The organism is Rothia sp. HMSC075F09 (assembly GCF_001810515.1).
GTDB lineage: Bacteria > Actinomycetota > Actinomycetes > Actinomycetales > Micrococcaceae > Rothia.
The window spans coordinates 12,312-36,503 of sequence record NZ_KV801791.1 but is presented as its reverse complement, the minus strand read 5'-3'; the positions used below and the strand labels follow the sequence as shown (position 1 = coordinate 36,503).

Below are 24,192 nucleotides of genomic sequence, written 5' to 3'. Positions count from 1 at the left end.
CTGCGGTAATGCACCGTGGGCGGGGTTTCTTTGTGCCGAAACTCTGCGAAAATTCTGCCGTAACTCTGCGGAACCCCAGGGTAGGAAACCCAGGGAACACCCAGGGGAAAACCCAGCGGATGTTCGGGGTCGGAGGAGGGGCGCTCGGGTACGCTTAACGTATATACATTGACGTACTACATGTGGTCTTTACCTGCAGGTTGTGAGCTTCGCGCTGACGGCTTTGGGGGTGAAGGATCCGACGAAGGACTTCCGATGACTACTTTCTTCACTCGACGTACCGCCCTGGGTGTTGCTGCTGCTGGCGCGCTTTCTGCGTTGACTGCGTGCGCTAGCGATATTCGCCCGCTAGCTGGCGGCACTGGCTCGGCTTCTCCGTCGGAGGCGGCGACCGCCTCCGAGACCGCCTCCGAAACTGCGTCTGCGAGCGCTTCTCCTTCGGCGTCTGAGAGTGCTTCTGCGAGTGCTTCTGCCGCTTCGGGTCTTCGCTCTTCGGGCAGGAAGTATAAGGGCATCATCACTTTCGAGAATTATGTGGAGAACGGCAAATATGTTGCGGCGACCGCTACGCATCCGGCTGAGAACGTGCCGAAGCCTGCGCCTCCTGAGAACTTCAAGGAGCACAGCGTTGATGGTGCGTACGCTTTCTTGAGTTTCTGGCTGGCGAGCTTGAACCATTTGATGATTACGGGTGACCCGGGCCCGATTGAGCTTGCTTACTATGAGGGCTACGCCTTGGAGAAGTATCCTGGCACGTTGAAGCTGTATGCGTCGGGTGCTGGTTGGGTGTACGGTACGGAAACTCCGTATATTGTTGAGCTACTGACTGATGCTCCTCGGGAGGTGCCCGGCAGCAATAATACTGCCTTCATTTGGGAGGGCCTCGCCCATATGGACCCCAAGATGATGCGGCATTATAATAGCCAGCCTGAGAAGGCGACGAGCGCTGATGAGTCAAAGAAGAAGGTGGCGAGGTTCCGCCTGGAGTACAAGGACGGCAAGTGGGAGCTGTCTAGCGCCGCGTAGTTGCCGCTTTGCAGCGGGGGTCATTCTCGTAGTGATTTCTCATGTGACAAGACCCCGCACCTGGTAAAACGCTGGGTGTGGGGTCTTAATTTTCTGAACACTTGAGGTGGTCGCGGGGGCTAGGTGGTGGCTCTCGGGTAACCTTAAAAATATATACATTGACGTACTGATAGGTCTGTACGGGGTGCGCATGCCCGCCACGGTGTGTGGCGTGATTTGCTCTGTATTGGCTCCAACGAAGGGCTTCCGATGACTACCTTCTTCACTCGACGTACTCTCCTGGGCGTGGGTGCGACCGGCATCCTTGCGGCGCTGACTGCGTGCGCTAGCGATATTCGCCCGCTGTCGCAGGGTTCCGGCGGTTCCTCTGGTTCAGCTTCTGATGCTGCGTCTGGCGCGGCTTCTGGTGCGGCGTCCTCTTCTGCGAGCGCTTCGGCGTCGCCTTCTCCTACCGATGATCACACGCCCGGCTCATACGTGGGTCCGATTAAGTTCAATAACTACGAGCGGAACGGCACCTACATCCCTGCGACTGCGGATGCGCCGGCGCAGAACGTGCCGAAGCCTCTGATTCCGGAGAAGATGAAGGAAAACAGCCCCGAGGGCGCCTACGCTCTGATGGGTTATTGGCTTGCTTCCCAGAATTATCTGATTCTGACCGGCGATGTTGAGCCGCTGATGAAGGCGGATCCGGCGAAGGCTTTTCTGAGGAGCTCTAAGACCATGATTAAGCTCTACGAGTCGGGTCTGGGTTGGGTTTACGGTTCGGATCAGCCGTACAAGATTGAGATTGCGGAGAATGAGCTTCAGCCGGTTGCTAATAAGCCGGACCGTTACGAGTGGCTTGTGACCGTCGCGTATGACGCTGCCGCTAAGTACCACATTGAGGGTGAGCCTGATGCGACTATCGTTGAGGAAGAAAAGACGATTCCTCGCACGACGAAGTTCATCATGGAGTACAAGGAGGGCATGTGGCGCATGCTTTTGAACAACGATAGTTAGTTTCCCTCATCTTCTGATACGCACTACTTAAGGATTTTTCATGGCAGCTTTTCTTTCTCGACGTGCCGCACTAGCAGCTGCTACCGGTGCTGGCGCGGCTGCGGCGCTGACAGCTTGCGCTAGCGATATCCGTCCGCTGGCTGATAGCTCCGCCTCCGGTGAGGCTTCGGCCAGTGCCAGCGCTTCTGAGTCTGCGAGCCCTTCTGCTAGCGCCTCTTCGGGTGGTTCTTCTGAGAAGTCCTATCTGGGGCCGGTAAAGTTCGACAACTATGAGAAGAAGGGCGAGTATATCCCTGCGGATGAGACGCATAAGGCGCTGAACATGCCTAGGCCTCGACCGCCGGCAAATATGTACGAGAATACTGTTGATGGAGCTTACGCGGCCTATAGTTTTTATGAAGCAAGCCTCAACTACTTAGTACTTACCGGTGATGTTGAACCGTTGAAAGAAGCTGATCCTGTTGGCAAGGACGTCAAAGCTTTTCAAGGTTATGTAACTGTATACGAAACCAATGAGGGATGGTTTTACGGTTCGGAGAAACCGGTTCAAACTGAGATGCTAACCCCCCGGCCTGAAAAGGCATCAGGTAGCGACACCCTCTATATTTGGCCTATCAGATTTGTTAGGGATCCTAATGCGATGTCTCGCATTGAAGGGCGAGCAGATGAGCCTATGTTCCCTAGTAAGGCTTTGACTCCTGACCACGCCAAGCTGAAGTTGTCCTATAAGGACGGTAGATGGTTTTATGCCGCCACTAAGGGCGGCGAGCAGAGCACTCCAAGCCCAAGCGCTAAAGCATCGACTGAGGCTACCCCTAATAACGCCTAGAGCATCTTTGCAGAGTTCACCTTAGGGGTGAGGATCTACCTCACTTATAGGGTTAATAAGCTCCAGAGCTTCATCCCTTACCCTACTTATCATTTAAGGATTTTTCATGGCAACTTTTCTTTCTCGACGTGCCGCATTAGCTGCTGCTACCGGTGCCGGCGCGGTTGCAGCACTGACTGCTTGCGCTAGCGATATTCGCCCGCTGGCTGATAGCACCGCCTCCGGTGAGGCTTCGGCCAGTGCCAGCACTTCTGAGTCTGCGAGCGCATCCGCCTCGGCATCTGCTTCAGCGACTGAGTCTGCTAAGAAGTCGTACAAGGGCACGGTGAAGCTCGACAAGTACGAGAAGAACGGCGAGTACGTTCCTGCCACGGCTGAGAAGAAGGCGCAGAACGTGCCGAAACCTATTGTTCCGGAGAAGATGAACGAGGCAACCATTGAGGGCATGTACGAGTTCCTCAGCTACTGGGTGGCAAGCTTCAACTACATGTTTATGACCGGTGATTACGAGCCGCTCAAGAAGGCTGACCCGTACTCCCGCTATGCGAACGAGGGCAGCAATGCTGTTATCATCTACTCTTCCGGCAGGGGCTGGGTATACGACACGGATACGCCGGTTACCGTTCAGCTTCTGACCGACGCCCCGAAGAAGGTCGCGGGCGGACCCAACCGCTACGATTGGCTCGGACGCATCATCTATGACCCCAACGCGAAGATCCACATTGAGGGTCAGGACCCCGCTCCCCTAGTCGATGGATCCACTAAGAGCGAGGCAACCAACTTCGCGGCGGACTACAAGGACGGTGCGTGGTACATGCTCAGTGATGAGGATGCTGATGCATCCTCTTCCGAGAAGAGCAGCGCTAGCGCCTAAAACCCGCCTCTAAGCGGCTGGTTCTAAAAGTGAGGGAAGCTCCCGTATGCAGTTGAGATTGCATGCGGGGGCTTCCTCTTTACCTACGTGCGGTGGCGATGTTCCCTTATGCGTTCATGAGCGGACTTTGAACATGCATCAGTTCCTTCGGGTACGCTTAAAAGTACACTGACAAACCGTTTAGGGGTTCTCATGCCTACTTTCGTTACTCGCCGCACCGCCCTGGGCGTTGCTACCGCTGCCGCGCTCGCTTCCCTGACTGCCTGCGCAAGTGATATTCGCCCGCTGGAGGACCCGAGCGTAGTTGACCCGATGCGCCCCTACAAGGGGGACTTAAAATTCAATAGCTACAAGTCCACCGGAACCTACCGCCCCGCAAGCACCACGAAGAAGGCGGAGAACCCGCCCATGCCCGTTCCTCCCGAGAACATAAAGTCGAAGACGATCTCGGGCATGTATGCGGCGCTGGGCTACTGGCTCGCAGCCCTGAACTATCTGACGGTTACCGGCGACGCTGCCCCGTTCAAGGACGTGGACCTAGACGGTATCTACGTACAGAAGATGAAGATATACGTAGACTTGTACGCGAAGGATGAGGGGTGGATGTACGGCACCGATACGCCGCTCTTGGCTGAGCTGATCGAAGAGACTCCACAGAAGGTTGACGATGAGCAGTACCGTTGGAAGGGTATTGGCCGTAACCATAAGGCCGCCGTTCTCCATTACGTACCGGAGGACAGGGATATTCACATTGCAGATACAAGCGGCAGCTCTGCTAATGATGAGGTCACTTTTGTGTTGAATTATCGGAACAATACGTGGATGGTCACCATTGAGACGAAAAGCTCTTCGACAGCTACCCCCGATTCCTCGGGCGGAAGCAATTCTGGCCTCAACGTTTAGGATGCAGTGGCATAGACACCGACACCACGTACGCCCAACAAACAGCACTTTTCGTTAGCTAACGCAGTTTTTGTAGTTCTTTCCCAGGTTTGATACCCAAGAAATCATAAACATATCCAAATACACTAAGGTACCCTGAAATAGATACACCGATAATCTATTGAAGGGTACCTTATGTCTACCTTCGTGACCCGACGCGCCGCCCTTGGCATCGCCGCCACCGCAGCGCTCGCCTCCTTGACCGCCTGCGCAAGCGATATTCGCCCGCTCAGCGACCCGAGCACGCCCGAGGAACAGCGCTCCTACAAGGGCGACTTGAAGTTCAACGGCTACGAATCACGCGGCACCTACGTTCCCGCAACCAGCTCGAAGAAGGCGGAGAATCCGCCCAAGCCTGTCCCTCCTGCAGAGATGAAAGCCAAAACGACGGAGGGCATGTACGCTGCCATAAACTACTGGTTGGCTTCTTTCAATTACCTTATGATTACCGGCGACATTGAGCCGTTTAAGGCTGTGGATATAAACCGAAATGATATCTACAAGGCCGAACCTTTCGTCGAATTTTATGAGAAGAACACTGGCTGGGTGTACGGTACTGATGCGCCGTTCTCAGCAGAGCTGACCGAGGACGCTCCGCAGAAGGTTGACGAACAACAGTACCGCTGGCTGGGTGTTGGCCGGTATAACAAGGAAGCAAAGATTCACTACACAGATGGCAGGGAACTCACCATGGCCTCATTGAGTAGCGGCCCCGGTGATTATGAGTTCTTCTTTATCTTGGAGTATCAGGATGGTGCCTGGACGGTTCGGAATGAACCAGCCAAACTTACAACGAGCTCACCCAGCTCAAGCGCGAGCAGCTCCGGCACCTCCGTTTAGAACCCCGGTCATATCGTAGTCGTGCGAAAATCTCTGTGCCCCGTGTTTTTCGTCATCTACCGCCGCTTTTACGGCGTTGAAGGCGCACACAACATTGGGCTGGCCGCTCCCCTGCGATATTCTGGAATTAGTTCAATACCGGCACATACTTTATTCACCTCAGAAAGAGCCCCATGTCTACCATGTATACCCGCCGCACCGCCCTGACCGCACTGGGCCTGGGCACCGCTGCACTTCTTGCCGCATGTTCCTCAAAGTCCTCCGAATCTTCAGCAACCGCGAGCGCATCCGCACCCGAGTCTTCGGCATCCGCGAGCGCAACCGCATCCGTCTCCCCCACCGCGGAGGCAACCACCATCGTTGAGCCCGGCCCCAGCATGAAGGGTGAGGTCGTTCTTGCCGATTACTCCTCCACCGGCACTTTTGAGCCCGGCACCAAGGAGCACAAGGCAGTGAACGTTGCGATCCCCGTGGAGCCGGCGAAGCTGCGTGAGAACAGTGTTGAAGGTCTGCACGCGTTCATCGCGTACTGGCAGGCTACCCTGAACTACCTGCTGCTGACCGGTGACGGTGTACGCTTCACGAACATTGACCACACCGGTGACTACTCGACTGTGGCTGAGTTTTTCCAGAGCATGTACGCTTCGGAGAGCGGCTGGGTGATCGGTTCGGAGCGTCCGATGATTCTGTCGCTGACTGCTGACCGCCCGACCAAGGACATCCGCACCGGCTACTACACTTGGGCAACCGAGATGGTGATTGATGGTGCTGAGGGTGCTGGCGTGTACAGCAAGACTAATGATCGTGTGCAGCCGCTGACCGAGGTGTTCAAGTACCCGGGTAAGCCGGTGGCTGGTCAGATTGTGGCGCACTACCAGGACGGCACTTGGCGTATGGTGCGTCGCGCTCCAGGTACTGCGTCTGCTTCGCCGGTTCCGTCGCTGAGCCCGAGCGCTTCGGCTGAGGGTACTGCGTCTGCGGAGGCTACCACTGCTTCTGCTGAGGCGTCGGCACAGTAGATTCCGGGTCCCCTATACCGCTGAGAAGCCACATGTGTTTCGAGAAGCCACCATTATGGTTGCTTTTCGAAACACATGTGGCTTTTCGCCTTTATTCTTTGAGAGGCTCACTGCGCCGCCATAGAATCTAAAAGATCATCCGACAGATACAGACAGATATAAACAAAAAACCTTGATTCCGAAGAACCAAGGCTTTTTTCCTAGTGTGACCCCAACCGGATGGGTACGGTGATGAGGGCGCATAATGCCGAGCGCGCGAGGGATTTCATTATGCGTCCGAATGCCACGCCGTAAGAAGTGGCGGGGCATGATGCCGAGCGTGCGAGGGATTCCATCATGCCCCGGAGTGCCGCGACGTAAGGAGCGGCGCCGTGAGAGGCTCACGGCGGCACCATAGAATCTAAAACCAATTTCACCGAATAAACAAATAAACCCTCAGTCAGAAGACTGAGGGTTTATTTCCTAGTGGTGACCCCAACCGGATTTGAACCGGTGTTGCCGCCGTGAGAGGGCGGAGTACTAGGCCGCTATACGATGGGGCCGTGAGATTTACATCTCTTTTACCAGGTCTCCCTGGCAACACATATAACTATACAGAGCTTCCCAGGAACAACCAAATCGAAAAGCAGTGAATTGAGTCACATATTTTACACCGAGTGCAAGACCCTCAGCACCGGCTCTTTTACAGCTGCACCAGGCGCCCCCCCCCCGCAGATAGACACAAAAATGCGCCCCGCACAGTGTACGGGGCGCATCCGCTCAAACTAGAGCAAGAAACTATGCCTTACGGCGGCGAAGCACCATCACAGCGGCACCGGCAATCAGCGCGAACGCACCGACAGCAGCCAGGCTCAGAACGTTCTGAGCACCGGTCTTAGCCAGCGAGCCCTTGCTCTGAGGCGCAGACTTGGTAGCCGAAGCGCTCACCTGAGCATCGGAGTTAGAGCCCTTAGGCTGGGAGTCAGACTTCACCGAAGAAGAGTTCTTCAGCGGCGCGGTCTTCGCGGTGGTTCCCAGCTGGTCGTTAGCTTCCTCAGCCTTCGGTTGCTCACCCTTGGGCTGATCAGCCGCCGGTTTCTCTGCAACTGCAGCAGATGCGGAGGGTGATGCCGAGGCGTTAGCGGGGAATGCCGGCTCGTCAGCCTCATCGCGGTTATCTGCGTTGCCGGCATCCTTCGCGTCGTTGACGATCAGCGAAACAGCCGAATCGTAATTGCGGTTGGTTGCCACGTCAGAACCAGCGGTGACGGTACCGAGCATGTAGCCCTGGCTGTACTGCATGGTGTTCGCGGGAACACGCAGGGTCGCGTCGAAGGAGTACTTGCCGGTGCGTGCGTTGTAGACAAACGCGCTCGCCGGAACGACAGTGGAGACCTTCTGGATGCTTGCCAGTTCGCTATCGGTCAGCTTGTCGAAACCCATCGACCATTCGCCTTCCTTGACGAGGAACAGGCGAACACCTTCGGCCGGGGGCTTCTCAAAGTCATAGCCGGACACGTGGAAGGTGTAGGGGCGGGTAATGTCGACGGTACCCTCAGCGAAGTTCAGGGTGGGGTCAATCAGCACCGCGGTAGCCTGCTTCGGGTAGCCCTGGAAGGGAACCTTAGCGGGGTTAATGGTCGCGGTGGAGGTGAACTCACCCTCGGAAACCTCAGCGTAGAACTTCACAATAGAGTTCGGAACCAGCTTCTGCTGCGAGGAAGGAATAGCCTTGCCGTTGCGGTCAACGGTCGCCTTGGAGGTGTAGGTGTCGGTCATGGAGCCGTCACCGGTCTTCGAGTTCAGCACGTAGGGTACCGCCGCGGTGGTGTTAGCAATGTCCTGCTTGTCCACTGCGATGACGGAGCCATCCTCGGTGACGGTCAGGTCGTTAGCCTTACCGCCGTTCATCTCAACCTCACCAATCACGCGGTCAGCCTTGGCGTCGAAGATGGCGATCTTGCCGGTACCGAAATCGGTCACGTACACCAGGTCGCGGTCCTCGTCGTTCTCCATGGACAGCGCCTGGGTGCCGAACTTAACGAACTTCTTGAACGCACCGGTGGTCAAATCGTAGACGGAGATACCGGAGTTCACGCCGTCCACGCCCTGCGAGGAGACGTAAATTTCGTTCTCGGAGTGGTCAATAGTGACGTCAGAGGGACGAACCTCAACGGAGGAATTCTCGCCCCGGGTCTGAATAACCTGCTCAGTCTTGAAGGTCTTGGTGTTGATGACGAAGACCTTGCCGCCGGTACGCTCGGGCACGTACAGCTTGTCGCCGTCAACGGTCATGTTCATACCGACGTAGCGGGTGCCGCCGTTGGGGGCGCCTTCCAACTGCAGCTTGGTAACCTCGAAGGTCTTCATGTCGATCGCGGACACGTAGTAGCGGCCGGTCACGAACACCTTGCCGGAGTTGTGGTCCACCAGCACGGAGCGGGGGTGCTCAATCCAGTTCGGGTCGCTCTCGGCGATGCCGTGGTTAGTCCAAATCTGCTCCATGGTGTTCTGGTCGAACACAGACAGGGAGTTGTCGGTGGTGTTAGTAACCCACACGGTGCCGGATACGTCATCAACAGTGATGCCGTACGCGGAAATGTAGCCGAATTCGCCGTTCTTATCCAGCTCGAAGGGAAGCGCTGCTACTTCTTCAATCTGAAGAGTGTCTGCGTTGACACGAGCAATGGTGGAGGCGAGGTCGCCGCGTGCACCCACGCCGACCATCCAAATCTTGTTGGTCGCCTTAGAGTAAGCAACCTGGTACTGGCCGGGCAGACCCTGGGTAATCTGCGCGACGGACGCGGAGGTGTCAACAACGCGGCTCAGCGATGCGGTGGAAGGAGCCGAGGCGCTGGGCGAAGCGGTCTGATGTGCGGTATTCGGTGCTGCGAAGGAGGCAGGAATCATGGCTGCGCCGGAGATTGCGAGCGCGAGGGAGCCGACGGCGAGCCCCTTCAGTGCTTTGCCCGAGGAGGGAGTGAGGTTCAATGTGTGTCCTTCAAATGTGTAACGGAAGTGCTCACATGCCGCATGCGAATGCTAACGAGACACCCGTGAATATGCGGTGACATATTCGACGGCACGAAAAGCAGAAGTGTAGGTAACGCATAAATTTACTTACCTTCTAATCCTCAGTGTTTTCCTAGGAAAATACAAGCAGCGACGTGGGTGTGTTTTGTGTTTTTGTGAGTGATCCCCTAATTCACCTTCAGTATCACGTGAAGGTTGATGTGTATCCAGGATTTTTCCTTGCTCTTACGGGAAAAAACCCTGGTCACGAGGGGTATTGTGATGCTTTTATATTTACACATTAATGTAAAAGTTTAGGTGAGGCGCGCCAGCGACATTCACCACGGGCCACATATTTTTTCAACATTCAAAACCTATATTTTTACAAGCAAGTGCACATATATAAATATGCTTTAAAAACCACCCACCCAGAATAACCCCAAGCAGGCGCACAAAAGGCGGGTACCCCCTCCCCCAGATTCGAAGAATCCGAAAGAGAAAATACCCGCCTTCTCACGCGTTACATCGAGCATTTACGCCCGAAAACTAAACGCTACGCTTATGCCTTGCGGCGGCGCATCACCAGGGCAGCACCCGCAATCAGAGCCACAGAAGCGAAAGCAACCAGCGGCATCACAGCGTCAGCACCGGTGTTCGCCAAAGCGCCACGCGAAGAGCCAGCCTGCGAGGAACCAGCGTCGCTCTTAACTACCGAGGAGCCACCGCCCAAATTATCGGAGCCACCAGCAGAGGAACCGCCGTTCTTCACAGCCGAACCGGACTTATCAGCCTTCACAGCATCCGGAGCGGGCTTGGAGTCAGACTGAGATGCCTGATCCTTGGAGGTCTGGTCCTTGGAGGTCTGATCCTTAGCCTCTGCGGTGTTCTCAGACTTAGCGTCAGACTTCTTATCCTCAGGCTTCGGGTCAGCAGGCTTCGGATCTGCAGGCTTCGGATCTGCAGGCTTCGGATCAGCAGGCTTCGACTCCTCAGCCTTCACACCGGTCACCGTCGGGTAACCCGCAAACTGAAGCGAAGTCGGGGTGATACCCACCGGAGCTGCGCTCGCGTCGGTGTCCTTCAGGCCAACCTTGAACTTCAGAATCGAGTTAGCCTTCAGCTGCTGAACCGATGCGGGAACGTCGTTACCCTGGCGGTCCTTGCCGGGCAGAGTGGTGTACTCGCTGGCGGTGGTAATCTCGCCGGTGGTGCCGTTGAGCACGTAAGGCAGGGTCACCTTCTCGTCGCGGTCCTTCTTGTCGAGAACCAGCACGGAGCCGTCCTTGAGCAGGGTCACGTCGTTCGCGGCTGCACCGTTCATCTCGACCTCGCCGATGACCTCGTCAGCGCGGCCGTCGAAGACAGCCACCTTACCGGTACCGAAGTCGGTTACGTACACCAGGTCGCGGTCCTCATCGTGCTCCAGGGCGAGCGCCTGGGTGCCGAACTTGACGAACTTCTTGAACTCGCCGGTGGTCAGGTCGTACACGGAAATACCGGAGTTGACGCCCTTCACACCCTGGGAAGATACGTAAATCTCATTCAGCGAGTGGTCCACAGCAACGTCGGAGGGGCGAACCTCAACGGTGGAATCCTCACCCTGAGTCTGGATGGTCTTCTCAACCTTGAAGGTCTTGGTGTCCACGACGAAGAGCTTGCCGCCGGTACGCTCGGGAACGTACAGCTTACCGCCGTCCAGGAACAGGTTCATGCTGATGTAGCGAGTACCGCCTTCGGGGGCACCCTCAAGCTGAATCTTCTCAACCTGCTTAGTCTTCAGGTCAATAGCAGAGACGAAGAAGCGGCCGGTCACGAACGCCTTGCCGGACTCGTGATCAACCAGAACGGAGCGGGGGTGCTCGATCCAGTTCGGGTCGTCCTTCTTCACGCCCTCGTTGCTCCAGATGAGCTTGAGAGTCTGCTGGTCGTACACTGCCACGGAGTTGTCGGTGGTGTTGGTAACCCAGACGGTGCCGTCCACGTCATCAACGGTCACACCGTACGCGGAGGTGTAACCGTACTGGCCCTTGTCGTTCTTCTTCACGGGCAGCTCGGCGAAAGCCTCGGTCTGCAGAGTGTCTGCATCCACGCGTGCCAGGGAGGAAGCGAGGCCGCCGCGTGCACCCACGGTGGGCACGAACAGCTTGTGGTTCTTCTTGGAGTAGCCAACCTGGAACTGGCCGGGCAGACCCTGAATGATGTTCGCAACGCTACCGTTTGCGTCCACGGTGCGGTGTGCCTCGGTGGAGGGGGTGGTGGCGTTGTTGTCGGCCGCCTTGGTCTTGGTGGCGGTTGCCGGGTAGCCCTGGAACTCGCGGGTTTCGGGGGTGACCTGCTTGACCTCGGAGTTGTCGCCTGCGGTTGCGGTGACCTTGAACTTCAGGATGGAGTTCGCCTGAATCTCGGAGGTCTTGGCGGGAACCTCGTTGCCCTGCTTGTCCTTAGAAGGCTTGCTGGTGACCTTATCTGAGGTGCTGACGGTGCCGGTGGTGCCGTCGAGGACGTAGGGCACAGTTGCGGTTGCGCCAGCCTGCTTGTCCACAGCGACAACGGAGCCGTTGGGCAGTACGACCAGGTCGTTTGCCTTGCCGCCGTTCATGGCGACCTCAGCGATCAGCTTGTCTGCTGCGCCGCCGTCAATCACGCCGACCTTGCCGGTGCCGAAGTCAGAGACGTACACCAGGTCGTTCGCCTCGTCGTTGTCCAGCGCGAGTGCCTGGGTGCCGACCGGGATGAACTTCTTGAACTCGTGGGTGGTCGCGTCGTAGATGGACACGCCGGAGTTCGCTCCCTTCACGCCCTGGGAGGAGACGTAAATTTCGTTCTGGGAGTGGTCAATCGCGATGTCGGAGGGGCGAACCTCACCCTCAGCGTTGCCCTTGGTGTCGAAGCTGGTCTCCACCTTGAAGGTCTTGGTGTCGATGACGAAAATCTTGCCGCCGGTACGCTCGGGCACGTACAGCTTACCGCCGTCAACCAGGATGTTCATGCTGATGTAGCGGGTGCCGCCGTCGGGTGCGCCTTCGAGCTGGATCTTCTCAACCTGCTTGGTCTTCAGGTCAATCGCGGATACGAAGAAGCGGCCGGTCACGAACGCCTTACCGGACTCGTGGTCAACCAGAACGGAGCGGGGGTGCTCAATCCAGTTCGGGTCGGTCTCCGCGATACCCGCGGTGGTCCAGACCTGCTGCATCGTTGCCTGATCGTACACGGACACGGAGTTGTCGGTGGTGTTGGTAACCCAAACGGTGCCGTCTACATCGTCAACGGTGATGCCGTAGGCTGCGTCGTACTGGTAGCCCTTGTCGTTCTTGACGATGGGCAGCTCGGCGACAGCCTCAATCTTCAGGGAGTTTGCGTCAATGCGAGCGATAGTAGAAACGTGCTTGTCGCGGTCTGCAGTGCCCGCAACCCAAATCTTGTTGGTCTTCTTGGAGTATGCGACCTGGAACTGGCCGGGCAGGCCCTGAGTGATCTTAGCCATCGCCTTATCGGTGATGGTGCGAGCGTCAGTGCTCTGGCTTGCCGCCGGGGTGGAGTCTGCCGCGAACGATGCGGGGATGGTGGCAACGCCGGAAATTGCCAGTGCCAGCGATCCAACGGCGAGGCCCTTGAATGCCTTGCTTGAAGCGAGGTTCATATGTATGTCCTTTTTCGTGGGTGGCGCGTGAAGGTGCGTCTCTCCCCCACCGATGGGTGGTGAGGCGCCGCGTTTTTCCTGCTCTTTGGTATGGGTTTCGTGGGCCCATGAGGAAGGAAACTAGTCTTCACACAGTATTAAGTAAGGCAACCTTTAACTTACCTTCTAGGTAATACTTACTTAGCGCACAGGATTTTGCAAGATTTTAGGCATATATAACGCAAAATTTCATATGCCAGGCACAGCCTGTCACTAAAACTCCCCGAGGTGCGGCAATGTAGCAGCACGGCACGACTCGGCGCCCCGAAATAATGCGTCAAAACGGCACCCCAGCATAGTGCCTCGGCATAGCGCGCCGCAGGGCGCCACCCAAGGGGCACCGTAAAAGGGCATAGAGGAACCCCCGCCTCCAGCAAAAGCCAGAAGACGGGGGTTCCACGCACCCCAACGCACGGTACCTAGGTGACACGGTGCCAGGGGTGACTAAATATTAGGAGACATACGAGAAGTCAGTGAACAGCAGGTTCTGCAGCTTGTAGCGGCGAATGAAACGAGCCAGCTCCGCGCGAGTAGTCGGCGCGGTCGGGTTGAACACACCCGAAGAATCCAGAACAATGTCGTTCGCGCCAGCCCACGCAACGTAACGGTGCAGAGTACCGGCACCGAGCACGTCGCGGAAACGAGAACCAGCGGCCTCGTTCATTTCAGTCAGCTGAACCTCCGCGTTGTACTGGAACAGCACAGCCGCCAGCTCCTCGTGAGAAACCGGTGCGGTCGGGTCAATCTTGTCGCCGCCGGTGAGCGGCTCAGTAATCTTGCGGTCACGAGCCCAGTGCAGGGCGTTCGCGGTCGGGCGGCCTGCCGCATCCGCGAAGGGTGCAACCTCAGAGTTTTCGCTCACGCCAGCGTGACCGGCAGCGTGGTTCAGCAGAGCAATAAGCTCCTCACGGGTCACGGGGCGGTCCGGCTCAAACACGCCAGTCTGCGGGTTCGGCATCAGCCACTTCTTCTGGTTCGCCATGCGGATATCCTCAGCGAACGGGTGGTTATCCGGAACATCCTCGAAAGAAGTCTTCAGGATCTTAGTCTCAGCCACCGGGATGCGCGCAGCAATCTGGTGGGTAACCTCCTGACCCCACGGGTCGGAGCAAATATCCAGCTGCAGGGCGTGCTGGACACCCTCACCCTGCATCAGCTCGATGGGGAACTGGTCGCTACCGCTGAAGCTGTCAGCGTCACCGTCAAATTCGGGGGTGAGCGGCCAGGAGCGCAGAGTTTCGAAAGAGTCGTTACGAACGTAGCCGTGGCGTACGGTCAGGGTGGTGTCTTCGGTGAGGAATTCGCGCAGACCGTGTGCAGTGTAGTTGACGGTCATACCGGTTTCGGTGATGGTGGCACGCTGAATGACGAGGCGCGGGCCTTTAGTTTCCTCGGTTGCCGGGGCAAGGTTTGCGGGAGCTTCGTCAGCCTGAGCGGCCTGTGCCTGCAGGGTCAGTGCGCCTGCAGCGGCGGCGGCGGAAGCACCCTTTACGAAAAATCGTCGTGAGAGTCGATGGGTAAGCAAGGGCATGATTGTCCTATTCAGTTCTTGTTTGAGTTGAGTGAGTTACGGGTGGCAGGACGCGCGGACAGCGGCGTAAACGGTGAGTGAGGCCGATACGTTGGGTTCCCTCCCCTGTATGCGTGAGTGAGACGCAGCGACCGGGGTGCGGGTGTCTGTCGGACGGATGTGCGGTGAGTGAGACCGGCGCGAGTTCCCTGACCCAGTCATCTAGCGTACCTTAAGGTCTCCTTAAAGCGAAGACGAAACGGCGGTGATTTTACGCCCATTTTCGATGTTCAACGAAGTAGGGGCGATATCTGGCAAGGTTTGCCGGAAGTTGGTATGCCGGAAGTTGGTACGGGTTTTCGATGGGGCGGCCTCAGCCGCTCTACGCCGGGGCGTTCCGGGATATGGAATATGTGGGGTTCTGAGGTTTTATGTGCGACACGCCGTTTCGAACCCTTTTCAAAGAGTTATAGTTATTGGTACCCTATCACTGTTTCTATATCCTCAACAAAGGAGTTACCCATGGAGGCCAAGGAATTCTCTGAGAAGGCTCTCCTCTTTTTCGCCAAGTCCAAGTACGCCGACCTTTTCGGCGTAGCACTGGTTATCGCCATCGCAGTCGCATCAGGATACCTGGGCACCCGCCTCGACAAATACGTCGACTGGGGCCCGATTACGCCCTTCATCCCCCTCGGTGTGATTTCCGTGATTAACGTGGGCATTTCAATGATGTCTACCCGCCTGACCGGCCGCCTCTCAAACATCGGCAACGTGCTCGGCATTATTAACACGGCGCTGTCTGGCGCGATTGACTACATTCTGGGCAACAAGGCGGCAATCATCACCTACCCGGTGACCTTTATCGTGTACACCTTCGCAATTCGTAGGTGGCAGAACTCCGAACGCGGCAAGGCAATGGAACCGCCGACCGGCGCGAAGGGTCAGCTGATTATTAGCGGTATTGTGGTGGGCTCGTTCGCGTTCTCCCTGGTCGCGAACTACATTGGCTACGGCGGCAAGACCTCGTTCCTGTTCTGGATCACGACCGTAGTGTTTGGCCTCTCCCTGTCAGCAAACATTCTGAACGCGCTCAAGCTCACGATGCAGTGGCAATTCTGGTTCCTGTACAACACAGTGCAGTGCGTGAAGGCGCTGACTCAGGGCAACTTTGCGAACGTCGGAAAGTATATCTTCTACATCATCAATAGCGTGGCGGCGCTCCTGCTGTGGACCCGAAATGGCACCGCAGCCAAGGGTACCGTGGCGGTGGCGTAAGGGGCGGTTCCCTGGCGCACCAGCTACCGCATATCCACCCAGCGATATGTAGACGCTCAACATTACAGATGGAGGGGCCCTCCGGTGATTCAACCGGAGGGCCCCTCCCCTGCATTTTGCGGGCATATTTGCCGGCGTTATTTACCAGTATGGGTAAGCGGCTAGGTTAGCCCAGCGGAATCGCGCTACCCTTCAGAACCTGACGCTCAGGTGCCGAATCACTACCCACCTTCGCGATGGGAAAAGCAACAAAGGCCTGAACGCCCTTCTCACGAAGAATCGCCTTCTCATCCGCCAGCTCGGACACGAAAATGTCAGTGCTCAAAGAACCGCGTTCCATCGCCTTGCCGAGTTCGTCAACCACCCTACGGTAGGGGTGGCTGCGCAGCACGGTTCGCAACCGGGCTGGCGTAACCCTTCCGGAGGATACCGGAAGCACCATGAGCCGCGGGTGCAAAGCATTGTACGGGTAGGCACCGGGGGTCACGCCAATCCGGTGGATCTGGTGAATCACCGGGAAATTCGCAACACCCACCAGCGCACAGAAGGCGAGCGCAGTGTCCGTCGGCTGCGGGACGGTGAAACCGGTTCCGGTTCGGGATTCCGGCTTATTATCCAGCGAGTCGTACAGGGTCTGCCCGGTAATGCCGCGGAGCATCGCGGAAGGTTCCCAGGTTGCCAGATCCGCGCACATCAGGCGCAGGCGGTCCTTAACGAACTCTTGGCCCTTGTTGCGGGTCTTCATCTCCCAGCGAGACGCGCCGTGATCCGGGCGAGGTGCCTTGGCTTCAAAACGCCAGTAGGAAGGTTCGCCCAGGCCGGAGATCCAGAGCAGAGACAGCAGGTCGTCACGTTCCATCAGCGCATCCAGATGAGCCTGTCGGGTCTTCTGGTGAGAAGCCCAGTCGTCCGGGTACTTCTCCGCGTCGATTCCTCGAATACGCGGGGAGAACGGGGAGAAAACAGCTGCTTCCTTACCCGCACCGTAGGACTGGTCGACGTTCACCCAGCTACCGTCAGCAGCCAGGGAAGAAACGTAGGAGTGCACGCACTCGGCAATTTCTTCTTCTGACACGCCTTCAGCATGCATCTGGGCGCGCGGTTGACCCTCCTGAGACCAACCGACAGTGACGGTTCCAGGGTGCTTCTGCTCAACCATCAGGGACAGCCCGTAGAGGGCAAAATGGGTCAATGCCGAGGTGTAGTCACCGGCAATAGTCAACGTTGCCATTAGTGTCCCTCCCGTGAAATCTGGGCGTCTGCTGCGCGTTCAACGGCCTCAAGGTAGGCGGTAGCGTACGGGCCGTAGGTGCGGCTCGTCTGCTCCATGAGGTTATCCCAGTAGCCGACGTTGAAGAGTCGGGTCGCCTGTTCCTTGAGCGCTTCGTAGTCCGTTCCCTCGGGCAGGTAGCCTTCCTTGAGCAGGAAGCCTGCGTCGTGGGCGAAGGAAAACCGGCCGTGACCGTGGCTGCAACCAATGATGCGCAATACCAGGTCACGGTGCTCCCCCACCTTTTCGGGCGAGGCCGCAACCATGAGTGCAGACAGCTGCTCGTGACGCCAGCCCCTCGGCAGGGCGCTGCGGCTGCGGGCGCGGTACGCCTCTGCCACGGAACGGTGGCCGCTCTTTGCGAGCGCGTCCGCATCCGGGTCTGCACCCAGCATCTGCTGGAAGCGCAGGTCACGCTTGCCCTCGTCGTGGTACTTTGCCGCCAGTTCCAGTGCTTCGGAGAATTCCGGTGCCAGGCCGAGGTTCTCGGCAAGCTGGCGGGTACGCTCAGCAACATCGTTCTGGTGGTCGTCCAGAAGAACAGGATCGGTCGGGGCCAATTCCTGAGCGATATCGGAACCTTCAATAGACTTTTTGTCGTCGGTCACGTCGGCGTACCAGGCGATAACTTCCTGACCGCCCTCAGCCTCGGTAGAAAGCTCAGAAGCAATCACCTTCTGGCCGTCCGAAGCTTGGCTATCGAGCAATTCTGCTACTTCATCGGGTGAGAGGCCCAGGTATTTCCTGAAGCGTTCCTCACGGTCCGCGCACTTCTCATACACGTAGAGCTCGGCCACGCAGAGCTCGTCATCATCGAGGAAGGGCACAGCCTTCAGCTCGTCCTTCTTAGAAGGCAGCTCACGCTGAGTCACGGCAATGCCCTGGTTCGTGAACGGAATGCTACCCATATCAAGAATCAGAACGTCACCGGGAGCCAACGTCTGGCTGCTCTCTTCACCCTGGTCAGCATCCTGCCACAGAGAAATTTCACCCTGACGGTAAAGGAATTTACGCGGCTTCACGCCGTGCTCATCCTGGTAGTCCAGAATCTCCTTGAGAATCTTCAGATTCGCGGGGAAGGTTTCCTCGTCGCGCGGTGCGAAGTAGCTGGTCTTGAGAATCTCCATGGCGGCAGAAATGTTGCTCGGCAGGTTATCGCGCACGATAACACCGCCCATTGCGGTTTCTGCCTCCAGGGAGTCATGCAGCCACAGGTCAAGGTCCGGCTCATCGTACGGATTCTCGTCGGTACGCGAGAATTCCAGCAGATCAGGCCATTCCGGGCGCTGGTAGAGCAGACGCTCCGGGGAGGACTGCACCGGCGGGTTCTTCACCATTGCGGCGGGGTTCACCGACGGGTTCTCAGCACCGTTGAGCGCTTCGAGCCATGCATACGCATTGCTCAGGTCGACTGCTCTGTAGGGCGGCGCGTCCTTCTTTACCGAGTCACCGCTCGCAGGCTCAATAACGACGACCTTAGAATCATCGCGGTGGCCCAGACGGTTAACACGTCCGAAGCGCTGCGCCAAGGAAGAAGCCGGAGCCAGCTCAGTCACCAGGTCAGCAAAGTCAACGTCAATACCGACTTCGAGAGTCTGGGTGGCAACAACAACCTTCACGGACTTATCGCCTTCGGTAGTGAAGAGGTCGGGGTGCAACTTTTTCAGGTCGTACGGGCGCATGCGTCCTACGAGAAGCTGGACCTCATCCTCTGCCAGATCCTTAGCGAGTTCCTCCTTGATGGAGATAGCCGTCCGCACATGGTTGACAATACAACCGACAGTGTGGGCTACTTCCGAACCTTTACCCACCTCACGGTGGGCAAGGAAATCTTTAATAGCGTCCACAGCGGCCTTCACGGTCGCAGCATTACCGGGCTTACCATCCCACTTATCGATGGGGCGGAGCACCAGTTCCTTATGCGAGTAGACACGGCGGTGCAGCTCTTTATCATTCGGGCTATCGAGAGCTTCAATGTCAACACCCAGGGTGGTCGATTCGCTATCCCCAGTGGAGGGGGTAGCGGTCGTCTCAACCACCTGCAGGGTGGGAACACCCAGGTTGACCTCGCGCTTCTGCAACTCGGCAATACGCTGAGTCGTGTGCAGCAGCTGACGGTTCATGTGTGCCTCGTCGAGCACCATGACGGTGTCCATGGTCAGCAGGGCGGTCTCACGCGGGCGGGCAGCCTTGGTGCTGCCGTAGCCGCGGAAGAGCGCTCGCGAACCGTACATATCCGGGGTTGCGGCAATGATTGCGCAGGCCGAAATGTCGGTGACCGGCAGGTTGCGGTTCGAGAGTTCGCCACGGATGTGGCCAACTTCGAAGGGGGCGCTCCTTTGGTCATCGTTACGGGTCTGGAAGCTCTGGAGAGCTTCAGCAACCCTACGCAGAATACCGGGCTCGCCGGATTCATCAGCGAGCGCATCCTTCAGATCGCCGAGAATCTTGTCGGCACGGGTTGCCTGGCTATCGACCAGCGCACGACGTCCCACGGTCACGCAAAGGCGACGGGGAACGCGCGGCGCGGCGCCAACCGCTGCGAGCGCATTCGCAAAGAGGTGGATATCAACCACGGAGGACTTACCGGAGCCGGTCGGTGCGTTAATACGTTCCGGCCATACGCCGTGCTCGCAAATGTGGTCGAGCACTTCTTCCTGCCAGCTAAAGGGGTCGTGCCCTTCGTTGAGTGCGGCAAAGAAGACACCGAACTCATCACGAGTGATGGAGGGCAGCGCGGTAGTGGGGCTAGTCATGCTCTTCCTCCTTCTTGCGGCGGCCGTATTCTTCGGTGGGCACGTCGAACGGAACCAGCAGGCCGCCGCCCATGTGACGGGACTGGCCGATGGCTACGAGGGTCGTGTCCGTTGCCAGGTTGCCGAGGTCTACGATGCCGCGCCACGGCTCTGCGGGCAGAGTGCGGGGCAGCTTGTAGGCGTAGGCAGCGGGGTTCTGGGTTACACGGTGAGCTTCCAGGACCTTGGCCTCAGCCTTTTTGGCGACCTGGTCCCTCAAACTGCGAATTCGTTCGCGTGAGGTTTCAGCCTCGGGCGCTTCGAAGCTGTCACGCCACACGTAGGCCATGGAAAGCAGAGCGGCGTCAGCGAAGGTCCAGGCCTTCGTCTCAGCCTTCTTCGGGCGGTTGAAAACGCGCGATTCGGGAACGGCCGCGCTGAGGGTACGCCACAGGCGCTTGTACCCGGTCTTGGGAGTATCCCAGAAACCCTGCGCGGGCAGGCGCTTCTGGCGAAGCTTCACGGTCAGTCGGGGGAAGTCCTGAGCGTAGAGGGTTTCTACGCTCCTGAGCGCGATACCGAGTTCTACAGCTTCATCAGTCGGGGCGCTTGCCGGGACCAAGACGAGCAGGACTCCCTGAGACTTCACCTCACGACGCAGATAGTCGGGCAGGTAGCGGGAAGGCAGGTACTGCAGCGCCAGGCTGTTGGCCGGCTTGTGACCCTTGGGGTACCTGCCGGTGATGAGGCTGGGCGCGCCGAATCCTGCGGCAGCTACGAGAGCCTTGTGCAGCAGGGAGCATGCCTTGACGTACTGTTCGGGCTTCAGCTCTTCACCATCTACTTCGAGGAGCCACAAGTATTCCCAGGGGCTGGTGGAGGTTTCAGCCTCCACAGGCTGGTACTTAATGGATCCGAGGCCTGCGGTGGGTACCGGGGAAGGATGCAAGGTGTCTTCTTTGTTGGTCTTGTCCGCTGATTTGGTGGGCACCTTGACGGGGTACGCTTCTGCGTGGGCACGCATGAGCGCGTCGATTCGACCGGATACGGGCACGCGGATGGGCATGCCGCCTGCTTCGAACGGACCCGACTTAGTGTCGATGATGTGGGTGGGTTCCACGTCTCCGGTGTAGAGGGCGGCAAAACTGCTGGATTCTCCGAGGGAGGGTACTTCTCCGCAGAGCTGGGTGATGGTTTCCGCAATGTCGACGGGCACCTTATCGTACTGCCAGCCGATGGTGTCGGATACAGCCCAGCCGTCGGATACTGCACGAGGCTCGGTCTGCCGTCCCTTGGCTGAGCGCGCTACCTCGCGGTACATGAATCGGCTCATCTTGTTGCGTGAGCGGTACACGGGGCACATGTCGGGAAGCTGCAACCCGGTCGGGGGGTTCTCCTCAAGCCACTTGAGGGCCTTGAGTGATTCTTCCGAGGGGGCCAATTGCCCGTTTTCGATAATTGCGTGAGGTCCCTGCGCGGCCGCGCTGAGGAGCGCGGCCTGCAAGCGGGCAGGGTCGGGGAAGGCGTCGGGGCTTCCGTCCGCCTTGTGGCCCTGGTATACGCCGAGCGGGAACCTCGCGAGAATTCCGAGGTTCGTCATATTATTCAGCGTCCTCCGCAGTGGCGTTCTTGATGATGATGGAGTTGCCGTCGACGTTGAAAGTCTGGCCATTCCAGTCAGCCACGCCTGCCTTCTTGGCATTCTCGATAGCCTCGAGGAGCAACTGGTCGGTGTCTTCAACGGTCAGGGGTGCGAAGGGCTTCTTCTCGCCGAAACGCTGGTCGAGGGTGACAACGGGTGCGGCAGATTCGATCAGGTCACAGTTGGCACGGATGTAGAGTTCACGCTCCGCACGGGCAATAGCGTTGAGGCCGAGTGCGGCAAGAAGTGCACGCGCGGCAACATTCTTGGTCTCGTCCTGACCGAAGCGCAGCTGACGCAGGGTGGCGAGGCTCAGAACCCAAGAGCGAATAATGCGGCGGCAAGCTACAGCACCGGTTTCTTCGAGCGAGGGCGGGATGCTACCCAGGCCGATACCAGAGGCCGATACGTGAGCGGCATCCTTGTTCTTTGCCTTGGAAGCAGCCGCGATTGCATCACGGTTCTTCTTAATGTTTTTGGGGCTCAGTTCCGCTTCCTGGTCGTTGACCAAGGATTCCATATCCTTGGGAGCAAGCTTCACGCTGGCGGCTACGGCGTCGACGCGGGCACCGCCACGGCGTGCCTGTCGGTGTTCAGCACCAGGATCCTGGTCTGCGAGAACGCCGATGATTTCACCGACGAGGGCGCTGCGCAGGCGAACCTGGTTACTCTTGCGGGTGGAGTCCCATGCACCGAAGAGAAGTGCTGCGGGGGCGGTGTTGAGCAGTGCACTCATATCTGCGGGGGTGCAGTTGCGCAGTGCACGGTAGTCGTCGTTTTCAGTGATGAGCTTGCCGTCGATGGTGCCGGCGCGGAAGTGGCCGTCGAAGACGCGGTGGGAGAGTTCCATGTCGGTGTATTCGACGGGGCCGTTTTCGGTCTGGTAGGTGACGACGGCGCGGGGAATCTTTACGACTGCTTCGTCACCGTACTGGCGGCCCTGTTCGATGGCGGCTTCTGCGCGGTTGAGTTCGGACTGCTTGCTGTCGATGAGGACGACCTTCTGAGACTTGCCCTTGACGACCTTTTCGGCGTCTTCGGAGTCTTCCGGGTTCTGAATCTCTTCCACAATGTAGCGGGTTTCGTAGGCAAAGACGGACTTCTTGTCATCAACGAACTTGGCGGGTGCCACGGATGCGTGGGGGCCTGCTGCGGGTTCGAGTTCGGTGATGGAGGTGATGACGGAGCCGCCGCCGAGCTTGACGTTCTCGATAAGGTCGGCGAGGGTAATGGTGGGCTGGGATTCGTTCTGGGACATGGTTGTCTCCTTATATATTGGGTGCACGTTTGCTTCGATGCGTTGGACGTGCACGTTTACTTGTATAGCTTTAAGCTACCTTGCTTTCCCGAATGGTGCGCGTGTTTTCGTCACGTCACTGATTCGGTGTGCCGTTTCCTTCTTCCCCTGTGCTGTCACATCCCGTGTTTTGGGTGGTGACAGCACAGGGTATAGAAGGTATAGCGTAGCCACACAAGCGGTCAGTATGCAGGCAGACTAGGAGGCCCCTCCGTACTGCCGGTATACTGATTAGGTTATGTCTGCGGCAACAGGCATAACCACCGCTTGATGCGGTTTCACTATTTTGAATAAAAGCCGCCCGTTGCGCTTCGCGTAGCGGGCGGCTTTTTACTTCTTGTGAGTAGTCGGACCATATCCTTCACCTCCAAGGTTGGGGCTAGAGCTACCCCAGCGAGCTACTGAAGCAATCTCCAAACCAGTTGATGTCTCAACCATAGCATTAAGATTCCCCATCTACAACACCCTCATACTCCCAAAAAATTTTCGCGTATAAAAACCTGGTTCTTCAATAACAACAGCTACTGAAGAACCAGGTTCTAAGAGAAAGCTCCCACGTATGTTCGCAGGAGAAACAGAAGGTGGTTGTTATGGTTCCCAAAAAATATTCGCCCCTCAATGAAAGCTCACATCCCCGTTGTGGAGCATGAGATCTAGTTAGGGAGGAATAGAGAGTTTTATAAACCGCCATCTGTTCCTCCATTATCCCCACCTCTCCTCTGCGACGCAATCGGTTCTGCCCTTCGCTCATAATCTCACCATAGCGCTGTTACAGATTACACGCATCCAGTTTGGTCATTTCAGACCCAGACATCTGACATGAGGAGTTGGCAGTAGGCGCCACATCAGCCCATATTCATGTTTTAAAGAGAAGAGCCCCGGTTTAGAAACCAATCTGGTTTCTAAACCGGGGCTACGTAACCCGCGTGAGACTTCCCGATTCATGCTCGGAATCGCAATGAAGGTTCCCCGCCCGAAGGCGGAGTAATGGCCTTAGGGATGGTAAAGCCATTCTTGAACACCATGCCTCAATGAAAGTCCCCACCTGAAAGCGGGGAAATAGCTAGCAAAACTAGCATGTTATGGCATAACCAAAACGGCTGTGGTGCGAGAGTCTCGCGGATTACGTACCCAAAGTGTACATCACGCAATATCTATGCATACCGCAGCATCGTCATCCGAAGGTGGAGAAATATCGCGGCTGTAGCGGCACAGTTCCTACACGGCGAGCCTCAATGAAAGTCCCCACCCGAAGGCGGGG

The 24,192-nt window shown here is 57.5% G+C and carries 15 protein-coding genes and 1 tRNA gene; 8 read left to right on the top strand and 8 right to left on the bottom strand.

Annotated elements, in window-relative coordinates:
* Positions 1-255: 255 nt before the first annotated feature.
* The 7 genes from HMPREF2749_RS05040 to HMPREF2749_RS05010 all read left to right on the top strand — a co-directional run bounded on the left by HMPREF2749_RS05040 (position 256) and on the right by HMPREF2749_RS05010 (position 6,532).
* Complete coding sequence (locus tag HMPREF2749_RS05040; protein ID WP_070593606.1) at positions 256-1,026, top strand: DUF6318 family protein; 771 nt, start codon at positions 256-258, stop codon at positions 1,024-1,026.
* Between the two features lie 249 nt (positions 1,027-1,275).
* Positions 1,276-2,028 carry a DUF6318 family protein gene (locus HMPREF2749_RS05035; RefSeq protein WP_070593605.1) on the top strand — a complete coding sequence of 251 codons (753 nt, stop codon included), beginning with the start codon at positions 1,276-1,278 and terminating at the stop codon, positions 2,026-2,028.
* A gap of 40 nt (positions 2,029-2,068) precedes the next feature.
* A complete protein-coding gene (locus HMPREF2749_RS05030) occupies positions 2,069-2,857 on the top strand; it encodes a DUF6318 family protein (RefSeq protein WP_044150526.1) in 789 nt (262 codons plus the stop codon).
* A 106-nt stretch (positions 2,858-2,963) separates the two neighbouring features.
* Positions 2,964-3,731, top strand: coding sequence for a DUF6318 family protein (locus HMPREF2749_RS05025; RefSeq protein WP_070593603.1), 768 nt, complete (start codon positions 2,964-2,966; stop codon positions 3,729-3,731).
* Between the two features lie 192 nt (positions 3,732-3,923).
* Complete coding sequence (locus tag HMPREF2749_RS05020) at positions 3,924-4,634, top strand: DUF6318 family protein (protein ID WP_049357595.1); 711 nt, start codon at positions 3,924-3,926, stop codon at positions 4,632-4,634.
* A 174-nt stretch (positions 4,635-4,808) separates the two neighbouring features.
* On the top strand, positions 4,809-5,513 hold the full coding sequence (locus tag HMPREF2749_RS05015; protein WP_070593601.1) for a DUF6318 family protein: 705 nt from the start codon (positions 4,809-4,811) through the stop codon (positions 5,511-5,513).
* A 173-nt stretch (positions 5,514-5,686) separates the two neighbouring features.
* Entirely contained in the window at positions 5,687-6,532 is an 846-nt protein-coding gene (locus HMPREF2749_RS05010) for a DUF6318 family protein (RefSeq protein ID WP_070593600.1), read from the top strand.
* Between the two features lie 466 nt (positions 6,533-6,998).
* Here the strand turns inward: HMPREF2749_RS05010 and HMPREF2749_RS05005 are convergent.
* From HMPREF2749_RS05005 to HMPREF2749_RS04990, 4 genes are all read right to left on the bottom strand, one after another.
* Positions 6,999-7,074 (bottom strand) — tRNA-Glu (locus HMPREF2749_RS05005).
* A 235-nt stretch (positions 7,075-7,309) separates the two neighbouring features.
* Entirely contained in the window at positions 7,310-9,502 is a 2,193-nt protein-coding gene (locus tag HMPREF2749_RS05000; protein ID WP_070593598.1) for an LPXTG cell wall anchor domain-containing protein, read from the bottom strand.
* 580 nt (positions 9,503-10,082) lie between these two features.
* Positions 10,083-13,163, bottom strand: a complete 3,081-nt coding sequence (locus HMPREF2749_RS04995; protein WP_070593596.1) for an LPXTG cell wall anchor domain-containing protein — start codon at positions 13,161-13,163, stop codon at positions 10,083-10,085.
* A 490-nt stretch (positions 13,164-13,653) separates the two neighbouring features.
* On the bottom strand, positions 13,654-14,733 hold the full coding sequence (locus HMPREF2749_RS04990) for an S-layer homology domain-containing protein (RefSeq protein ID WP_070593594.1): 1,080 nt from the start codon (positions 14,731-14,733) through the stop codon (positions 13,654-13,656).
* A 501-nt stretch (positions 14,734-15,234) separates the two neighbouring features.
* On the opposite strand from HMPREF2749_RS04990, the gene HMPREF2749_RS04985 reads away from it, so the two are divergent.
* A complete protein-coding gene (locus HMPREF2749_RS04985; RefSeq protein ID WP_049341427.1) occupies positions 15,235-15,987 on the top strand; it encodes a nicotinamide mononucleotide transporter in 753 nt (250 codons plus the stop codon).
* 166 nt (positions 15,988-16,153) lie between these two features.
* Here the strand turns inward: HMPREF2749_RS04985 and HMPREF2749_RS04980 are convergent, their stop codons facing one another.
* From HMPREF2749_RS04980 to cas7u, 4 genes are read right to left on the bottom strand one after another with little or no spacing between them, the layout of a single operon-like run.
* Complete coding sequence (locus HMPREF2749_RS04980) at positions 16,154-17,218, bottom strand: aldehyde dehydrogenase (RefSeq protein WP_070593592.1); 1,065 nt, start codon at positions 17,216-17,218, stop codon at positions 16,154-16,156.
* A complete protein-coding gene (cas3u, locus tag HMPREF2749_RS04975; protein WP_070593590.1) occupies positions 17,218-20,013 on the bottom strand; it encodes a type I-G CRISPR-associated helicase/endonuclease Cas3g in 2,796 nt (931 codons plus the stop codon). Before cas3u ends, HMPREF2749_RS04980 begins: the two co-directional genes overlap by 1 nt.
* Positions 20,006-21,592, bottom strand: coding sequence for a type I-G CRISPR-associated protein Csb2 (gene csb2, locus HMPREF2749_RS04970; RefSeq protein ID WP_070593588.1), 1,587 nt, complete (start codon positions 21,590-21,592; stop codon positions 20,006-20,008). Before csb2 ends, cas3u begins: the two co-directional genes overlap by 8 nt.
* A gap of 1 nt (position 21,593) precedes the next feature.
* Positions 21,594-22,892, bottom strand: a complete 1,299-nt coding sequence (gene cas7u / locus HMPREF2749_RS04965; RefSeq protein WP_070593586.1) for a type I-G CRISPR-associated RAMP protein Csb1/Cas7g — start codon at positions 22,890-22,892, stop codon at positions 21,594-21,596.
* Positions 22,893-24,192 lie beyond the last annotated feature (1,300 nt).

Coding starts and splice junctions, on each gene's coding strand:
- HMPREF2749_RS05040 (WP_070593606.1), top strand. CDS start 256: ATGACTACTTTCTTCACTCGACGTACCGCCCTGGGTGTTGCTGCTGCT.
- HMPREF2749_RS05035 (WP_070593605.1), top strand. CDS start 1,276: ATGACTACCTTCTTCACTCGACGTACTCTCCTGGGCGTGGGTGCGACC.
- HMPREF2749_RS05030 (WP_044150526.1), top strand. CDS start 2,069: ATGGCAGCTTTTCTTTCTCGACGTGCCGCACTAGCAGCTGCTACCGGT.
- HMPREF2749_RS05025 (WP_070593603.1), top strand. CDS start 2,964: ATGGCAACTTTTCTTTCTCGACGTGCCGCATTAGCTGCTGCTACCGGT.
- HMPREF2749_RS05020 (WP_049357595.1), top strand. CDS start 3,924: ATGCCTACTTTCGTTACTCGCCGCACCGCCCTGGGCGTTGCTACCGCT.
- HMPREF2749_RS05015 (WP_070593601.1), top strand. CDS start 4,809: ATGTCTACCTTCGTGACCCGACGCGCCGCCCTTGGCATCGCCGCCACC.
- HMPREF2749_RS05010 (WP_070593600.1), top strand. CDS start 5,687: ATGTCTACCATGTATACCCGCCGCACCGCCCTGACCGCACTGGGCCTG.
- HMPREF2749_RS04995 (WP_070593596.1), bottom strand. CDS start 13,163: ATGAACCTCGCTTCAAGCAAGGCATTCAAGGGCCTCGCCGTTGGATCG.
- HMPREF2749_RS04990 (WP_070593594.1), bottom strand. CDS start 14,733: ATGCCCTTGCTTACCCATCGACTCTCACGACGATTTTTCGTAAAGGGT.
- HMPREF2749_RS04985 (WP_049341427.1), top strand. CDS start 15,235: ATGGAGGCCAAGGAATTCTCTGAGAAGGCTCTCCTCTTTTTCGCCAAG.
- HMPREF2749_RS04980 (WP_070593592.1), bottom strand. CDS start 17,218: ATGGCAACGTTGACTATTGCCGGTGACTACACCTCGGCATTGACCCAT.
- cas3u (WP_070593590.1), bottom strand. CDS start 20,013: ATGACTAGCCCCACTACCGCGCTGCCCTCCATCACTCGTGATGAGTTC.
- csb2 (WP_070593588.1), bottom strand. CDS start 21,592: ATGACGAACCTCGGAATTCTCGCGAGGTTCCCGCTCGGCGTATACCAG.
- cas7u (WP_070593586.1), bottom strand. CDS start 22,892: ATGTCCCAGAACGAATCCCAGCCCACCATTACCCTCGCCGACCTTATC.